General features: G+C 56.9%; 9 protein-coding genes and 1 pseudogene. 5 read left to right on the forward strand and 5 right to left on the reverse strand.

Annotated elements, in window-relative coordinates; translation table 11 throughout:
- The first annotated feature begins 67 nt into the window (after positions 1–67).
- From ACWUI2_RS08315 to ACWUI2_RS08325, 3 genes are all read left to right on the forward strand, one after another.
- The gene (locus ACWUI2_RS08315; RefSeq protein WP_486982391.1) at positions 68–2,803 is read left to right on the forward strand and encodes a hypothetical protein; all 2,736 of its coding nucleotides are present in this window, start codon (positions 68–70) and stop codon (positions 2,801–2,803) included.
- 183 nt (positions 2,804–2,986) lie between these two features.
- A complete protein-coding gene (locus ACWUI2_RS08320; protein ID WP_486982392.1) occupies positions 2,987–6,178 on the forward strand; it encodes a DUF4838 domain-containing protein in 3,192 nt (1,063 codons plus the stop codon).
- Between the two features lie 937 nt (positions 6,179–7,115).
- A complete protein-coding gene (locus tag ACWUI2_RS08325) occupies positions 7,116–8,354 on the forward strand; it encodes a CapA family protein (RefSeq protein WP_486982393.1) in 1,239 nt (412 codons plus the stop codon).
- A gap of 192 nt (positions 8,355–8,546) precedes the next feature.
- Here the strand turns inward: ACWUI2_RS08325 and ACWUI2_RS08330 are convergent, their stop codons facing one another.
- From ACWUI2_RS08330 to ACWUI2_RS08345, 4 genes are all read right to left on the reverse strand, one after another.
- Positions 8,547–8,684: a hypothetical protein gene (locus tag ACWUI2_RS08330; protein ID WP_486982394.1), complete on the reverse strand. Its 138-nt coding sequence runs from the start codon at positions 8,682–8,684 to the stop codon at positions 8,547–8,549.
- Positions 8,685–8,885: 201 nt separating this feature from the next.
- The gene (locus ACWUI2_RS08335) at positions 8,886–9,587 is read right to left on the reverse strand and encodes a DUF3307 domain-containing protein (protein ID WP_486982395.1); all 702 of its coding nucleotides are present in this window, start codon (positions 9,585–9,587) and stop codon (positions 8,886–8,888) included.
- A gap of 62 nt (positions 9,588–9,649) precedes the next feature.
- Complete coding sequence (locus ACWUI2_RS08340; RefSeq protein ID WP_486982396.1) at positions 9,650–10,342, reverse strand: hypothetical protein; 693 nt, start codon at positions 10,340–10,342, stop codon at positions 9,650–9,652.
- Positions 10,343–10,501: 159 nt separating this feature from the next.
- Positions 10,502–11,191, reverse strand: coding sequence for a helix-turn-helix domain-containing protein (locus tag ACWUI2_RS08345; RefSeq protein WP_486982397.1), 690 nt, complete (start codon positions 11,189–11,191; stop codon positions 10,502–10,504).
- Positions 11,192–11,358: 167 nt separating this feature from the next.
- Between ACWUI2_RS08345 and melA the strand changes: the two are divergent.
- Positions 11,359–12,675 (forward strand): annotated as a pseudogene (gene melA, locus ACWUI2_RS08350) (alpha-galactosidase); the annotation flags it as partial.
- A gap of 888 nt (positions 12,676–13,563) precedes the next feature.
- Here melA and ACWUI2_RS08355 read toward each other — a convergent pair.
- Positions 13,564–14,043 carry a hypothetical protein gene (locus ACWUI2_RS08355; protein ID WP_486982398.1) on the reverse strand — a complete coding sequence of 160 codons (480 nt, stop codon included), beginning with the start codon at positions 14,041–14,043 and terminating at the stop codon, positions 13,564–13,566.
- Between the two features lie 216 nt (positions 14,044–14,259).
- On the opposite strand from ACWUI2_RS08355, the gene ACWUI2_RS08360 reads away from it, so the two are divergent.
- On the forward strand, positions 14,260–15,033 hold the full coding sequence (locus ACWUI2_RS08360) for a helix-turn-helix transcriptional regulator (protein WP_486982399.1): 774 nt from the start codon (positions 14,260–14,262) through the stop codon (positions 15,031–15,033).
- Positions 15,034–15,036: the final 3 nt, after the last annotated feature.

Consider the following 15,036-nt stretch of genomic DNA (forward strand, 5'->3'; position numbering starts at 1 on the left):
ATTTTCCATAAACCAAACAGGCGAATTGCCGACTGTTTTTTCTTAACCCATACAAATGACAATTCCTATGAAATGTAATAAACGATTCTTGTTGAGGACCTCTCTCATCGGGGGCATGGCTTGGCTGGGCGCGCTGGGTAGCACTGTTTATGCTGATGTCGAATTCACGCCCCGCACCGCTATTGTCACCCACCCCTCGAACATTCAAAGCGCGACCATGGCGGTCAAGCCTGATGGTTCAGCGGGTTTTGTGTATGGAACAGATTGGCGGGCTCGTTTTCGGGAGTTGGCTGACGGGGTTGTTGGTAGCGCGGTAACGATTGGGACTTCGGAGAGTTATGTCCCAGCGTTGGCTTATGACGCGGACGGCCAGGCGCATGTGGTGTATCGCGGCGCGACGACCGGGAGCAGCTACAACTCGACGCCCGTAAACAACATGGGTTATCGTTTTCAGATCGACGGGGAGTGGCAACCGGAGGAACAAATCGGATCCTTTTCGGTAAGTCGAACGCCGGATCTTCAATTCGATGCCCTGGGTAATCTACATGTCGCGTGGAGTGCTCATAGTACCAATGGTGGTTTTCGTTATAATATGCGGGACCCATCCGGGACATGGGAGGCTGGCTCGGTTGTCAGCACGGATACTGGCCGAACTCGCGGCGGTCCTCGCTTGTATGCGATTAGTGCCTCGGAGGTCCGTATTTTCTCTCAGTCTAGTCATTCGACAGCACACGAATCGGGCTTCTCCGGGTTGAATATTCGCGTTCGCGACGCCGAAGCTACCGGAGGATGGATTTCAGATCATTTATGGGATGATCCATGGTCGGGATACGGTTCGAACAACTCGTTCTTCTCCAATGTGACGTCGGTGGCGGCTCGCGGTTCCGCGGTGGATGTGGCCGCGATCCAGCAGTTCAACGTCGATTCTGTCGAGGGATATGTCGTCCTGCGGTCAGATGTGCTGGGCAACGCTGAGGCACCCTTGCTGCTCTACAATCAGCCTGACGCCCGCGAGGTGAGCATGGTCGTCAATGACGATGGGACGCGGTTCGTCTTTTTTACCGCCCCTTCTCTGGACAACCCGTCGAATTACGCGGTTTGGTTGCAGCGGGTAAAGGCTAATGGCGATCTGGATGGTGGAAACGTTCAGGTCACCGAAAGTGACGAGAACATCACCCGACTCACCGCCGGAATCGACGGCGGGGGTGAGCTGCATTTGGCCTATGTCGTAAACAACACAATTCTCTATCATCAAACAACCCGGGTGCCGGAGCCGTTTTTTAAGTCGAAAAGGCTTATCGTAAGCGAGCCCAACAACCCGGGAGTTCAGAGCGCCTACATGGCTCTGAAGCCGGATGGAACGATTGGTTTCACCTACGGGACCGAGTGGAGAGCGCGATATCTGGAGTTGGACGGACGCGCGATTCAGGGGGGAGTGACATTGCTGGAAGGCGAGAGTTACGTTCCGGTTTTGATCTATGATGCGGCTGGAGACGCTCATGTTGTTTTCCGCGGTGCGTTGGAAGGGAGCGATTATCATTCAGCCGCGGTGAATAATCTCAGCTATCGTCGGCAAATAGACGGAGTGTGGCAGGATCCGGAAACGGTTGGAGCAATCTCCGTCAGTCGGCAGCCAGACCTTGCCTATGACAGCAGCGGAAACCTCCACCTCGCCTGGAGCCGGCACACGGATGGAGGGGTGCGGTACAACATGAAATCCCCCGCGGGCGTCTGGGGGATCGGGGGCGACGCCACCACTGACACGTCACGGACGCGGGGCGGTCCACGCCTCGTGCCAACCAGCGCCGCGTTCGTCCGGGTTATTACCCAGTCAAACAGTGTCGCTGCGATGAATGATGGGATGAGCGGCCTTCAGTCGTATATCCGAACTTCGGAGGGCGGTTCATGGACGAGGCAGGCACTTCCGGACTCGACGATTACAAACTACGTATCCAACAACTCCTTTCAAAAGAATGTGACTTCGCTGGGATACCGAGGAAGCGCGCTTGACGTGGCCGCCGTGCAGCAGTTTGGAGTCGCTTCCGTCGAGGGTCGCGTCGTGCTTCGATTGAACGTTCTTGCCGTACAACGACCGAGCCCGATTGTTTTGTATGGCGAACCCGACGCTCGAGAAGTCAGCATGGCAATCGGCAGTGATGGCATGCATTACGTCTTTTTCACCGCGCCATCGGTGGAAAATCCGGAGAACTATGCCTTGTGGTTGCAGATGGCGGATGCGGTGGGTGGCTTGATCGGCGTAAACGTCCAACTTACCGATGGATCGGAGCATGTCTCAAATCTGACCGCGCGGGTTGATTCCTCGGATGAGTTACATGTCGCCTACATTTCGGGTGGGTCGAAACTCTATTATGAAACCACCCGGTTCCTTCCTCCGGGTGGTTTCGAGGCATGGCGAGAGACCAATTTTCCAGATCATCTGAACGACCCGGAAGTCAGCGGTCCTTATGCCTCGCCCGCGGGCGACGGAGTCGAGAATCTGATCAAATACGCATTCGATCTCCCTGTGTGGGAAGCGATCTCTTCCGCCAATCTTCCGATGGCGCTGGCGCTGGATGAGGACACCTTGTCCCTGGTGTATCCGGAAAGACGAGACATCGATGACGTAGCGTATATTCCCGAAGTTTCGGTTGATCTGATCGAATGGTTCCGCGGGGAACCGTATGTGACGACGACGGCGTCGGGGATTTTCGAAGGAAATGTCGAAATCATGGAAGCCCAGGCCGTTCTCCCCGAGGAGGCTTCCCGTGGTTTCATTCGATTGAGGCTTGAGCTTTTGGAATAATTATGGCGCGCCACCGACTCGTGGGTTTCAAAAGAAAAATCTCGAAGGACAATGTTTCTAAACGATCTTGAACGTTCCGTGGCCCATTTGGGGGGTAGAACCATGGTTTGTGCGGCTATTGCTTGGTTTCTCGCCTGCGGGAGCCTGGTCGCTGGAGCGGGGTTTGAGCCGCGAACTCTGATTGTGAGCGATAGCAGTGCCCAAGGTATCCAAAGCTCGGATATGGCGGTCCGGTCGCCCGGGTCCGTTGGATTCGTTTATGGGACCGGCTGGAGGATCAGGTATCGGGAATTGCAAGGAAACGTCGTCGGCTTGCCGACGACGCTCAGCAGCACGGAGACGTATGTGCCCGCACTTGCTTATGATGCCAGCGGCGAGGCGCATATCGTCTATCGGGGTGCGCCTTCAGGCAGCAGTTATAATGCAACGCCGGTCAACAATCTCAGTTATCGCTATCAATCCGGAGGAGAGTGGCAGCAAGCCGAGGTGGTGGGAGCGATTGTTGTGAGCCGGACGCCCGTCCTGCAGTTCGACGACAGCGGGAACCTCCATGTTGCGTGGAGTCGGGCCACGACCGGAGGTTTCAGTTATAATATGAGGGCAGCCTCGGGCGAATGGGGACTTGCCCATGCTGTCAGCGAGGACACTGGACGAACCCGCGGCGGTCCGCGCCTGGATGCTCGTGGATCCATGGATGTCCGCGTCTTCTCGCAATCCAGTCATTCCACTGCCCACGCCAATGGTTTTTCGGGGTTGAACTCCAGGATCCGGACTCCGACCGGATGGACCTCCGACCATTTACCGGATCAACCGTGGTCAGGCTACGGCTCGAACAATTCATTCATGTCGAATGTCACGTCGGTGGCAGTCCGGGAGAATCAGGTTGATGTCGCCGCCATCCAGCAGTTTAACGTTGATTCGGTCGAGGGGTATGTGGTTTTGCGGCGAGACGTCTTGGGGGGAGGCGCACAGCAGCCGATCCTATTATATGACAAACCAGATGCGCGAGAAGTATGTTTGGCGATCGACAATCATGGAATGAGGTATGTTCTGTATACGGCTCCCGCAAATTCAGGTTCGTCGCCCCATCGCCTATGGTTACAATTGATTGACGAAAATGGGAATTTCGCCGGAGAGCGGCTGGCGGTGACCAGCGGAACGGAGCACATCACCCAGGTCCGAGCCGAGTTCGATTCATTCCAGAGCCTTCACATATCTTACGTCGCCGATGGCCAATTTCTTTACCACCAGGTAAGGCCATACAGCTTCACTCTCAGCGACTATGTCATCGTGCTGGGGCCGGAGGTCATTCCGGCGGAACAGAAAGCAGCGGAGGAGTTGCAGAAATATCTGGGTCTCATCACGGGCGCGACTCCGCCCATCCGAAGTATCCAGAATTTGAGTGGCGGGGAACGGGGTATTTACGTCGGACCATCCGCCGCGCGGGAGCTGACTGCCGATTATGATGACATCCCGTTGGGGCCTGATGGAATTCTTATTCGGACGGTTGGCGATAATCTGGTTTTGAGTGGCTCCCGGCCGCGGGGAACGCTGTATTCGGTGTATGAATTTCTGGAAGAGAAAGTGGGTGTCCGGTGGTTTGCCAAAGATGCGGATCCGGTGATTCCGCAGACCACCAGTTTGCCGTTGGGGCAAATCGATTACGTGTATACGCCCCCCTTCCAGTATCGCCATCTTTACACCCATTCCCTCCAGCCTCAGGCGGGGAGTATGGATTTCCCCGTTCAGTTGAGGCAGACCGATCCGGCGTTGTCGGCCGAATGGGGCGGAGGTTTTGGAATGGGCGGGAATCACACCTTGTTGAGTTGGATTTTGCCTCCGTCGATGTTCTTTGCGGATCATCCGGAGTGGTACGCGTTTGACGGCACGCAACGGGTCCCGACCAACATCTGCATGACGAACGCGGGAGCCCGAGCGAAAGCGGCGGAGCGGGTGTTGGCGAGGATTCAGCAGGAGTATTCGAATTGGACTTATCCCGAGCAGAGAATTATTTCGGTCAGCAATCCCGACACCGGAGTTTTTTGCCGCTGCGCGGTCTGCGCGGCCTCCCGTAATGTCGACGGGTCGGATTCGGGGGCCTTGATCGAATTGGTCAACCATGTGGCGGCCCATGTGGAGCCGCATTATCCCGATGTGACGATCTCGACCTTGGCTTACTGGAATACCGCGCAACCTCCGCAGGTCGCCCGGCCGCGGGAGAATGTGTTAGTGATTTTCGGCATAGTGAATGAGAACTGGGTACCCGCCCACCTCCGGACCCGTTTAGTCGTTCGGAATTTCCGGGTTCCTTTTCAGCAAAATACAACCTTCCGGGAGTTCCTGGAGGAGTGGGTGGCGATTTCACCCAAGGTATACGTCTGGGATTACACCACGAATTTCAGCAATATGATCCAGCCTCATCCGACCTATTTCGCGTATCCGGAAAGTCTCCGGTTTTACCGGGACATCGGGGTGACCGGCACGTTCACCCAGGCCGGATGGAGCAACGCGGGGGACTTTGTCCGGATGCAGGCCTGGGTGTATTCGAAGATCCTGTGGAATCCCGATCTCGATACGGCTGATTTGATTTGGGAATTCCTTGACGGGTATTACGGTGCGGCTGCCCCTTACCTGATGGATTATTTGGAACTGATGAGCGGCATCGACCGTCGGCTTCGGTCCTATGAGAATCACACCCGGGTGTGGTTGACCTTGGAAGATCTGACCGCCGCAACGGAATTGTTCGCGCAGGCTCTTCAGGCGGTGGAAGGGGACGAGGTGCTCACCTATCGGGTGCGAAGGGAACGCTTGAGCCTCGATATCGTCTGGCTGGAGCGTCATGTGGAACTGCGGGATGCGGCCGCCGCGCAGGGTGTTCCTTATCTCGGACCGGAGAATCCGCATGCGGAATTCGACCGATTGGCCCTGAATGAATTCAACGCCGGGATTTATAAAGAATGGGGAGTTTTTTCCGAATACCTCGCGGGCCTTGCGCCTACTTGGGGAACGTTTGCCTCATGGATTGACTATCACGGATTGGACAATGAAGGGATGAGCGAGGAAGAGATTGGAGCCATTGATTTTGATGGCGACAGCTTTACCGCGAAACAAGAGTATGTTGCGGGAACGAACCCGCGGGATCCTGGGTCACGCCCTTCGTTGGGTGCGGTCCAGGTGGGAGATGGGCCGATCTCCCTGGAGTGGAAGGGGATTGGAGGACGCCATTATTCGGTGTTTGGGAGCGAAACCTTGGGAGGGGGAACATGGATTTTGGTTGATCAAATGACCGCCTACGAAGACCAGACTTTCCGTTTCCAACCGCCGGTGGCTGGCGACTCCGTTAGGTATTTTTACTGGGTAAAGATCGAGCGGTAGGTTCCTCTGGGAGCGGAGGTAGCATTCCGGCTTTCGCCGGATGAGCGTCGGAGGCCGCCTTTGGGAGGCGGTCATCGGGCGAAAGCCCGATGCTACGGAGCGGCGGTAGCATTCCGGCTTTCGCCGGATGAGGATTGGAGGCCGCCTTTGGGAGGTGGTCATCGGGCGAAAGCCCGATGCTACGGAGCGGCGGTAGCATTCCGGCTTTCGCCGGATGAGGATTGGAGGCCGCCTTTGGGAGGTGGTCATCGGGCGAAAGCCCGATGCTACGGAGGGCGGTAGCATTCCGGCTTTCGCCGGATGAGGATTGGAGGCCGCCTTTGGGAGGTGGTCATCGGGCGAAAGCCCGATGCTACGGAGGGCGGTAGCATTCCGGCTTTCGCCGGATGAGGCTTGGGAAGTGGACATTTGCCCGCCTTATTTTCCTATGAAGAAACTGTCCATCAGTCACTTTTGTGCAGATGTCGTCATAAGGGTTCTGTTGACCGGTTGCCTTTGGTTGAGATGATTTTGCCACATAAACCTAACTTGGAGGCATCACCCAATGGACATCGCACAGGCACTTCTAGACCCTCTCATCCGGGGGATTCGCCATGGGAATTCCGCCTCGGCAGGCTCGTGAGCTCCTTGCCCGCCCACGCATTCACCCACCCGGGGCTTTATGCGGTCGCGGGTGGAACAAAAGTATTTGAAAGGCTTTGGATGAATCGCTGGCGTGCGTGGTCCGCTTGCCAGCGATTCCTTTTTAGCGGCTACATCTTCCCAACCGTTCAGGAGATTTTGCAGATTCCCAATCGATTGTAAAAAGATCACGACGAGTGCATCCCAAACGAGGGTTTGGTCGGCGGAATAGTTCCGGGGGATGGTTGGGATTTACCTGCAATTTGAATTTCTAATTCCAGTTGGCTCAATCTTCTTTGGATGACCTTTTATTGAAATGAATGAATTATTCGACTGGAGCAAACTACGTTGGCAAGCCCCCGGGTCTCAACTTGAGGGGAGCTGGCGCATGAATATCGCTGGAGACTGGGCAGCTATCCGGAACTATGCGGACGTTATTGATTCGGATCCGGCGGGCATCTATGGCGATCTCTTGGATCTGTTGCGAGGCGGTGCGTGGAATCTGGTTAACGTGGAGGCGGTGCTGGGAGAGGTTGGTCGGCCTATTTTCAAGCAGGGACCTAACTTATGCTGCAAGGCATCGGCGGCAATTGCCTGTTTGCAGGCAGGTGGTTTCCACACCGCCTGCCTTGCTAATAACCATGCCATGGACTTCGGATCCGAAGGGCTGCGTTCCACGATTGATTCTCTCACTACGGGTGGTTTGGACTATATCGGCGCCGGATTTGACGGGGAAGAAATTACACGTCCATTGATCCGGACAATCAACGGTTGCCGCGTCGCCATGATTAATTGGGCGGAAGGAGAAGAGTGTATGTCGCATCGTGGTGAGCCTGGGGTTAACGGGTTCGATGTCGCGGGTATTCTTCTCCAGATTCGCCACTTAAAGGTTGTGGAGCAGGTCGATGTGGTCGTCGTCCAATTTCACGGTGGGCGCGAGTTTGCTCCGGTGCCTCCACCTTATGTGGTTAAGGCCTTGCGTCAGCTCGCGGAAGGTGGCGCGGATGCGATCATTGCGCATCACCCGCATGTTCCTCAGGGGATTGAGATTCACCAAGGGGTTCCCATTGCCTACAGTCTCGGGAACTTTGTTTTCTGGCAACCAAGCCCAGTCAGGTCACGCCACGAGGGGTATCTTGCTCATCTGGACTTTAAAGACAAAAAGTTATGTGCGCTGGAAGTGACTCCTTATGTGACGGAAACAACCGGCTTGAGGAAGATGCGGGAAGATGAGCTGGGCCCGTTTGCGGAGAGGATGACCAAGGTTACGCGCGTCCTGGAATCGGCCCAGAGTATCCATGAGGCTTGGGGGGGCTTTGCCGATTCCACGGATCATCACTGCCTCTTTCAGCTTATAGGTGATCTGAGCCTAGGGGCTACTAAGGAGAACACCAAGGCTCTGGACTCTATGAGACTATGCAATTTCTTCAGGGCTCCGGCCCATCATCATCTGATTGCGGAGATTCTTGAACGACAGACATTCGGCCGACTGGGAGATTCCCCTGACTGGGCATTAAAGCTAGTTGCTGAATGGGTTGAAGGTAAATCAAGTTGATCATGTGTTTCCGCGTTGAGCAGAAATAGTGAAACGAGAGGGTCAATGGCGACGGACGCAGATTGTCCGTCGGCGCACCCGCCCGTGACACGGATCTATCTGTCTGTAGATTGGGATGGAGGAACAGGCAGGAATGCCTGTTTCACTGTTTTGCGTGACACGGACATTACTGTCTGTGGCCTGGGTAGGCGCTTACTCCACGCCGGGAGCAACATACAGCCAGTACTGACCTTCGCTGAGCCCGGCTTTGATGGGGTTCTCCCGGATATACTGGATGTAGTGGGCATATTCCTCTTTGTTGCGGACGATCCGGTCATAGGATTCGTCCATCCAAAAGGTTCCTTTGGTACCAAGCAATTGGTTCGCCGCGCGGGCGCTCGCTCCCTTGATCCCTTTTAGGATCTTGGACAAGGGTGAAACAGACATTCCTGTCTGTGGTCTGGGCGGGAACGGACAGGCAGGAATGCCTGTTTCACGGGGGGTAGTTCTTTAGGTTTAATGAGTTGGGGACGATCACATACGATGCGTCATTTACCGGGCCAAGGATTGAATCGTGAGCCAGCTTAAGGCAATGGCGAGGCCGAAGCTCCAGAAGGTTCCAATCAGGATGTATTCGGCGACATTTTGTTTCTTGGCTTCTTCAAAGCGGAGGATCGATTTGGCGGCGATCAGAAATCCGATGCCCGCCGGGTGTCCGATGAAAAGGAACATGAAAATCAGCGCCCGCTCCAATCTCCCGATTTGAGCGCCTCCGTCTTGCAACCCTTTTCCCAGGGCGTTGCGCAAATCCTGATTTCGGCTGAGGATTCGCGAAGCTATTTCCGCGATGAAATAACCGGGCGCCCATATCGCGGCGCAGAGCCCCGCTCCGGCGATGATCCAATCGCGTCCCGGGACGACAACATCGTCGGCGGGAATCCAACCGAAGAGGACTGCCCCGAAGGCGATCGCCAGAATGGAAAGCAGGTGGGCGAGTTGATCGAGGGCGAATCCTTCCGGCGAGGGTTGAAAGGATGCTTTCACCCGGTCGATCAGGATATGCACGAGAGTCAAGGCGACGGGAATTTGCCAGAGCGCCCATTGTTGCAGAATGAGGTAGGCGAGGATTCCGTGGATCGCGCCATGTAATAGGAGAGGCGCCCAACGGTTTTTGTTCGTGGCCACGCCCTTGGTTTGCAGCAGAAAGTCACCGTAAAAATGGGCGGCTATTAACAGGATCGCGATTTCGGTCATGGGTATTGTGCCTAAATGGATAGAAAGCAACCTGAGGGGGTTGCTTTCGACCAATGAAACCTCTAGAGGTTGCTTTTCGGGGAAGGAGGGTCGATTAAATGTGACATCGCGTTCAAGACCGGTTCGAGGTGGCTGTTCCAAGCCGCCCGTTTCAGTGCCTTGGTGATGGATTGCCGGGTAGGGGCGGCCCCGTCAGGTTTTTGCGCCACAGCGGATCCGGCGGTCTCCTCCTGCGTCCAGCCCATCAAGGCACCGTAAACCGCGACGGATTCGGCGTGGGTCCAGCGGCTGATGGTCAAGTCGAGCAATGGGATGGCCACTCCCTTGAGAGCCACGGCCGATTCGGGGCCGTCCGGCCATTCCAGGGCAAGTCTCGCATCTTTTCGAAGGGCGTCCAAGGCTTTGCCGGAGCGGACAAAAGCGGGGCCGTTCGACTCGCTGATCCTGGTTTTTGAGACATGTTCGACGCCTCCGATACCGATTCCCACGCGGGTGTCGATGTTCTTTCGTGACGGATGGGCTTTGGTTCCCGCCCGCATGAAAATGGCGGCGTGCAGCGCCAGCGAGGGTGTCTGGAGACAGAATTGCCAGCTGTCACCTCGGAAAACGTCGAGTTTGCCGACGACGGCCCCGGGATGACGTTTGGAGAAATCGCGGCCGAGTTGTTTTAGCCAGGCAACCAATTGTTTGCGCAAGGCAGCGGACATGGCGCTCGATTCGACTAAGTCGCCGGTCAATACGGCATATGGTTTCATAGGTGAAATGGGGGCTCGCTGTCCTGATTCATTCTGAACCATGCAATTATGAGATGGGGAGGAGGATGGCAATGTTTTGTTGGACAGGTCGATGAAGACGTGGCGTAGCGAATCTTCCCCGAAGATTCGACGGGGATCGATGAAGGCCGGGCATCATCGCTACGGGGATCGGCGGAGGGCGGCGGTGAGTTGGCGGGGGGAGGAGAAGCCGCAACGGAGGGCGACGTCGGTGAGGGGGACCTGGGTGGACTCGATCATCTCGCGGGCGAGTTTCAGGCGGCGCTCCCGAAGGTAGGCAGCCGGGGAGATTCCGTGTTCCGCGTGAAACCGGCGGGTGAAATGTTCCCGGCTCATCCCCGCCTGGTCGGCCAGTTCGGAGACGGTGACCGGCAACCGAAATTGTTCGCGGCAGTAATGGAGGATGGGGGGACGGCTTCCGGCGGCGGGCCGGGAGTAGAGTTGGCGACACAACAACATCCAGAAACGGTATCCTTGCTCGCCGGCGTCGAACGGATCGGCGAAGGACCGGCGGCAGACATGTCGGATCAATTCGGTCAGGGCCGACCCGGCGAGCGAGCGTTCGTCGAGCGGAATGACAGGGCCGTGCTCCCTCCGAAGGGTCGTCCAGAATTGGATCGAGAGGTCACCATAGAAATTGATCCAGTCGAACTCCCAAGGTTCGTCACCGTTCGGTGGATACCGGTAGGTCGCCTTCTCGGGCACCACCGCGATGAAGGCATGTCCGGGGGGAACCTCATGCTCTTTTCCGAGATAAGTGAAAATCCCCGACCGGATCGGGTTCGCTGGAGGATCACAAAACCGACTTTTCCACGAGCGGCACATGACCATCGATAATGGGCCGTTCTCCGGCTTTCATGCTCGGATGCGTAGGGGATATGGACAATGTAATCGGACGGCACTGGAAAAGGTGATTGGAGTGAATATCACAAAAATGACCTAAAATGTCACACATCCGCGATTGTGAAGGCGAGGAAAAATGGGCTTACTATTCCATCATGGCTTTAAAAATCACGATTATCGGGGCGGGGTCGGTTATGTTCGCGAAGAAACTGGCCGGAGACGTTTTGCAGTTTCGAGCGCTGGCGGGCTGCACGCTTTGTTTGATGGATATCGACCCCGATCGACTGCGGGTGGCGGAGGTGATGGTTAAGAAGATGGTGTCCAAGCTCGGCGTCCCGGCCCGGGTCGAGGCGACGTTAAACCGGAGCGACGCGGTCCGCGATTCGAATTATGTGATTTGCACCATCCAGGTCGGCGGCTACAAGCCCGGAACCGTCATTGATTTTGAAATACCGCGTCGGTACGGGTTGCTCCAGACGATCGGCGATACGCTCGGGGTCGGGGGCGTTTTTCGGGCGTTGCGGACCATTCCGGAGATTAATGCGATCGCGCGGGATATCGCGGAGGTTGGCGCCCCGGGGTGTTTACTTTTGAACTACACCAATCCGATGGCGATGAATTGTTGGGCGGTCGACCGGGCGGTCGGGATTCCCCACGTCGGGCTGTGTCACTCGGTGCAGGGAACCTCGCAGCAACTCGCCCGCTACGCCGGTTTGCCGTATCAGGATGTCAATTACCTGGTGGCCGGGATCAACCACATGGCGTTTTTCCTGAGATTCGAATACAAAAAACAGGATGCCTATCCGCTGTTGTTCCGGTTGCTGGAGGATCCGGATTTCGGATCGGACAAGGTGCGTTTTGAAATGATGCGCCGTCTCGGTTATTTCGTGACGGAGTCGAGCGAACATCAGAGCGAATACGTGCCGTATTTTATCCAGCACGGGGAGAAAACGATCGGTGATTTCGATATTCCGATCGACGAATACCTGCGGCGTTGCGAAAAGATCATCGCCCGCTGGGAGCGGACGGAACAGGAATTGCTCGGCTCCGGGGACGAGATTTTCATCGAGCCGCAGTCGCACGAATACGGTTCGTATATTATCGAATCGAGCGAGAGCGGGACGGCGCGGGTGATCTATGGCAATGTGCCGAACCGGGGATTGATCAGCAACCTGCCCGAAGGTTGTTGCGTCGAAGTGCCGTGCCTGGTCGATCAAAACGGAATCCAACCGACTCGGATTGGGGACTTGCCGCCGCAATTGGCCGCCATCTGCCGGACCAATATCCATGTCCAGGAGTTGACGGTCGAAGCGGCGCTGACCGGGCGCCGTGAACACATTTATCACGCGGTGATGCTCGATCCGCACACCTCCTCGGTACTTCCGCTCGATAAGATTTGGGCGATGTGCGACGACCTGATCGAGGCCCATCAGAAAGAAGGCTTTTTGCCGGAATACCGACCGGTGATCCGGGGGACTGGCCGGGGGTTCGCCGGAGTGGGGGAGACGATCGTTGCCCGGATCGAGCCGGGAGAACCCGGCGAAGGGGAGGGGGAGTCGATGAAGCTGGTGGTGGACAATCCGCGGGCGGAACCGGTTTCTCTGAAGTTTACCCTTGGAATCGGGGAAGAGGCGGCCTTGGAAGGGGTGGAGTCGGAGGTTGCCGTCGAGGCGGGGGCCGGGGAGAAAGTGGAGCGGAGTTTCCGGGTTGTCTGGCGGTCGGACACGGTGGAGGAAGTGGTGGTCGGCCTGCGTTGCGACGATCCCCGGGTTCTGGCCATCGACTACACGTTGTCGCCCCGCCGGGTGCTGGAGTTGGATGCGGATGGGGTGGCGCGGTTCGAACTGCAATTGGCCGGGGAGCGGGCGGGGTCGGGGGCAGTGCGGTCGCAGGGGGAAAATATCGTCGTAGCGGTGACCGTGGAGGATTCGAATATTAAACCGGATCGGTCGATGCCGGAACGAGGCTCCCATGTCGGACTCTTTTTCGGCCATCCGGGAAAACAGATCATTGGCCAATTGGTTTTGGTTCCGTCGTCGGATGCCAAAAGCGTTTACACCACCGATCTGCGCGGACGGCCTGTGGAGGGATTCCCTGTGCGGGTGGAACCGGCCGGCGGAGGGTATCGTCTGGAGGCGACCGTCCCTCGCCGACGGGTTGGATTGTCGGAAAGCGGGGCCTTTCTTTTCAACGTCACGGCGGGTTTGAACGCGTTGGGCGAAGCGCACAGCGGAGGGAATACTTCCCTGAGCGGCACGGCGAATCCAGCGCGCCGCCTGGCCGAGTTTCTGGTGGTCCGCATCTGAGGACCGGAAAGCCGGAAAGGCGGCGAGTTGGGGCGAATGGTCAGTCGAGGGACTTCACTTTCCCGTCTGTTTTCGGGTTTCCCGAAACGTCCAAATCCAGCCGTAATGGACTCCCTCTTTGCGGACGGCGGTGCCGAAATGTTCGAAGATCCGTCCGTCCTTCATGCGCAACGTCTCTCGCATGGGCGGTTGGCATTGGTCGGCGTAGACCGTAGCGACGCGGGCGAGAAAATCTTCCGGGCTGGCGGTCTGTTCGGCGGCCCAGGCGAGGGCGGCTTCGTCGCTCCTGGAATCGAGCACCGATTGAGGCAGCTTCCAGATGCTGACGAACTGCTGATTGAAGTAGAGCATCTTTCCCCGCGGAGAAACGATCAGAATGCCATCTTGCACGCATTGGACCAAGGTTTCGAGGAGGGCGTTCTCCCAGCGCAGCATGTCGACGGCTAATGCGCTATCGCCATTGTTGTCCGGCTGGCGCAGGCGTTCGCAATGATCGTGGGATGTGCTCGGGGCACTGGAAGTGTCGTGGTACATGAATGCAAGGATGGGACGGGTGAAGCTGAAACGGGAAAGGCACGGAAACCGAATCTGCTGCGCCTGCGAGTGTAATTTATCGTTTGCCTATTGGCGATAGGGGAAACCATTAAAATGGCGGCCGTTTTTCCATTTTTTGCCATTTGGGGAGCGGGCTGCCGCAAGTTTTGGAGATTTCGACTTGTCTGAATCAGATTCGCTTACCATTGCATAAGGATGGGTCCGAATATTTCGGAGAAGGATGCCCGGGCGATGGTGCGACTGGTGGCGGACGTGGTTGGTTTGAACGCCGATCACGCCACGGCGAAGCGCGAATTGATGGGTGGACTTTCCCGGTTGGTCGGAGCCGATTGCTGGTGTTGGGCTTTGGGTTTTCTCCACCCGGCAAAGCAACCGGTGTATGTTTCGTTTCAACACGGGGGCTTCACTCCGGAACAGTTCGCCCGGTTTCTCCAAGCCACGGAGCATCCGGACATGTTGGCGCTCACCGCGCCGTTCGCCGGCGAGGTCATGGGGCGGCGCACCCATGTCACGCGCCTGCGTCAGCAGATCGATTCCGAGGGGCGGTTTCCCTCGACCGACGCCTACCGTCTGTGGTTGGCGGCCGGGGTGGCTCCCTTGATCTTATCGGCTCAACCGCTCAACGAAAGTTGTGTCAGCCTGGTCGGGCTTTATCGACGGGCGGATCGCCCGCTGTTTAACGAACGAGAGTGCCGGATCGCCCACATTGTTCTAACGGAAGTGCCTTGGTTGCATGCGACCGGTTGGCCCGACGATTTTGGGGCGAGTGTTCCATCGCTCTCTTCGAGTCGGAGGTTGGTGTTGAACTTGCTGTTGGAGGGAGACAGTCGAAAGCGAGTGGCCGCCAAACTCCATCTGTCGATTCACACGGTCAATGATTACGTCAAAGAGATTTACCGGACGTTTGGCGTGCAATCCCATGCCGAACTGATGCGCCGTTTCACCCGCGGCGATGATAACGACGTCTGAGGC

The sequence above is a fragment of the Verruconatronum alginivorum genome (genome assembly GCF_056590205.1).

Excerpts from the sequence above, each read along its gene's own strand:
- ACWUI2_RS08315 (WP_486982391.1), top strand. The coding sequence starts at position 68 with ATGAAATGTAATAAACGATTCTTGTTGAGGACCTCTCTCATCGGGGGC.
- ACWUI2_RS08325 (WP_486982393.1), top strand. The coding sequence starts at position 7,116 with ATGAATGAATTATTCGACTGGAGCAAACTACGTTGGCAAGCCCCCGGG.
- ACWUI2_RS08330 (WP_486982394.1), bottom strand. The coding sequence starts at position 8,684 with ATGGACGAATCCTATGACCGGATCGTCCGCAACAAAGAGGAATATGCC.
- ACWUI2_RS08335 (WP_486982395.1), bottom strand. The coding sequence starts at position 9,587 with ATGACCGAAATCGCGATCCTGTTAATAGCCGCCCATTTTTACGGTGAC.
- ACWUI2_RS08340 (WP_486982396.1), bottom strand. The coding sequence starts at position 10,342 with ATGAAACCATATGCCGTATTGACCGGCGACTTAGTCGAATCGAGCGCC.
- ACWUI2_RS08345 (WP_486982397.1), bottom strand. The coding sequence starts at position 11,191 with ATGGTCATGTGCCGCTCGTGGAAAAGTCGGTTTTGTGATCCTCCAGCG.
- ACWUI2_RS08355 (WP_486982398.1), bottom strand. The coding sequence starts at position 14,043 with ATGTACCACGACACTTCCAGTGCCCCGAGCACATCCCACGATCATTGC.
- ACWUI2_RS08360 (WP_486982399.1), top strand. The coding sequence starts at position 14,260 with ATGGGTCCGAATATTTCGGAGAAGGATGCCCGGGCGATGGTGCGACTG.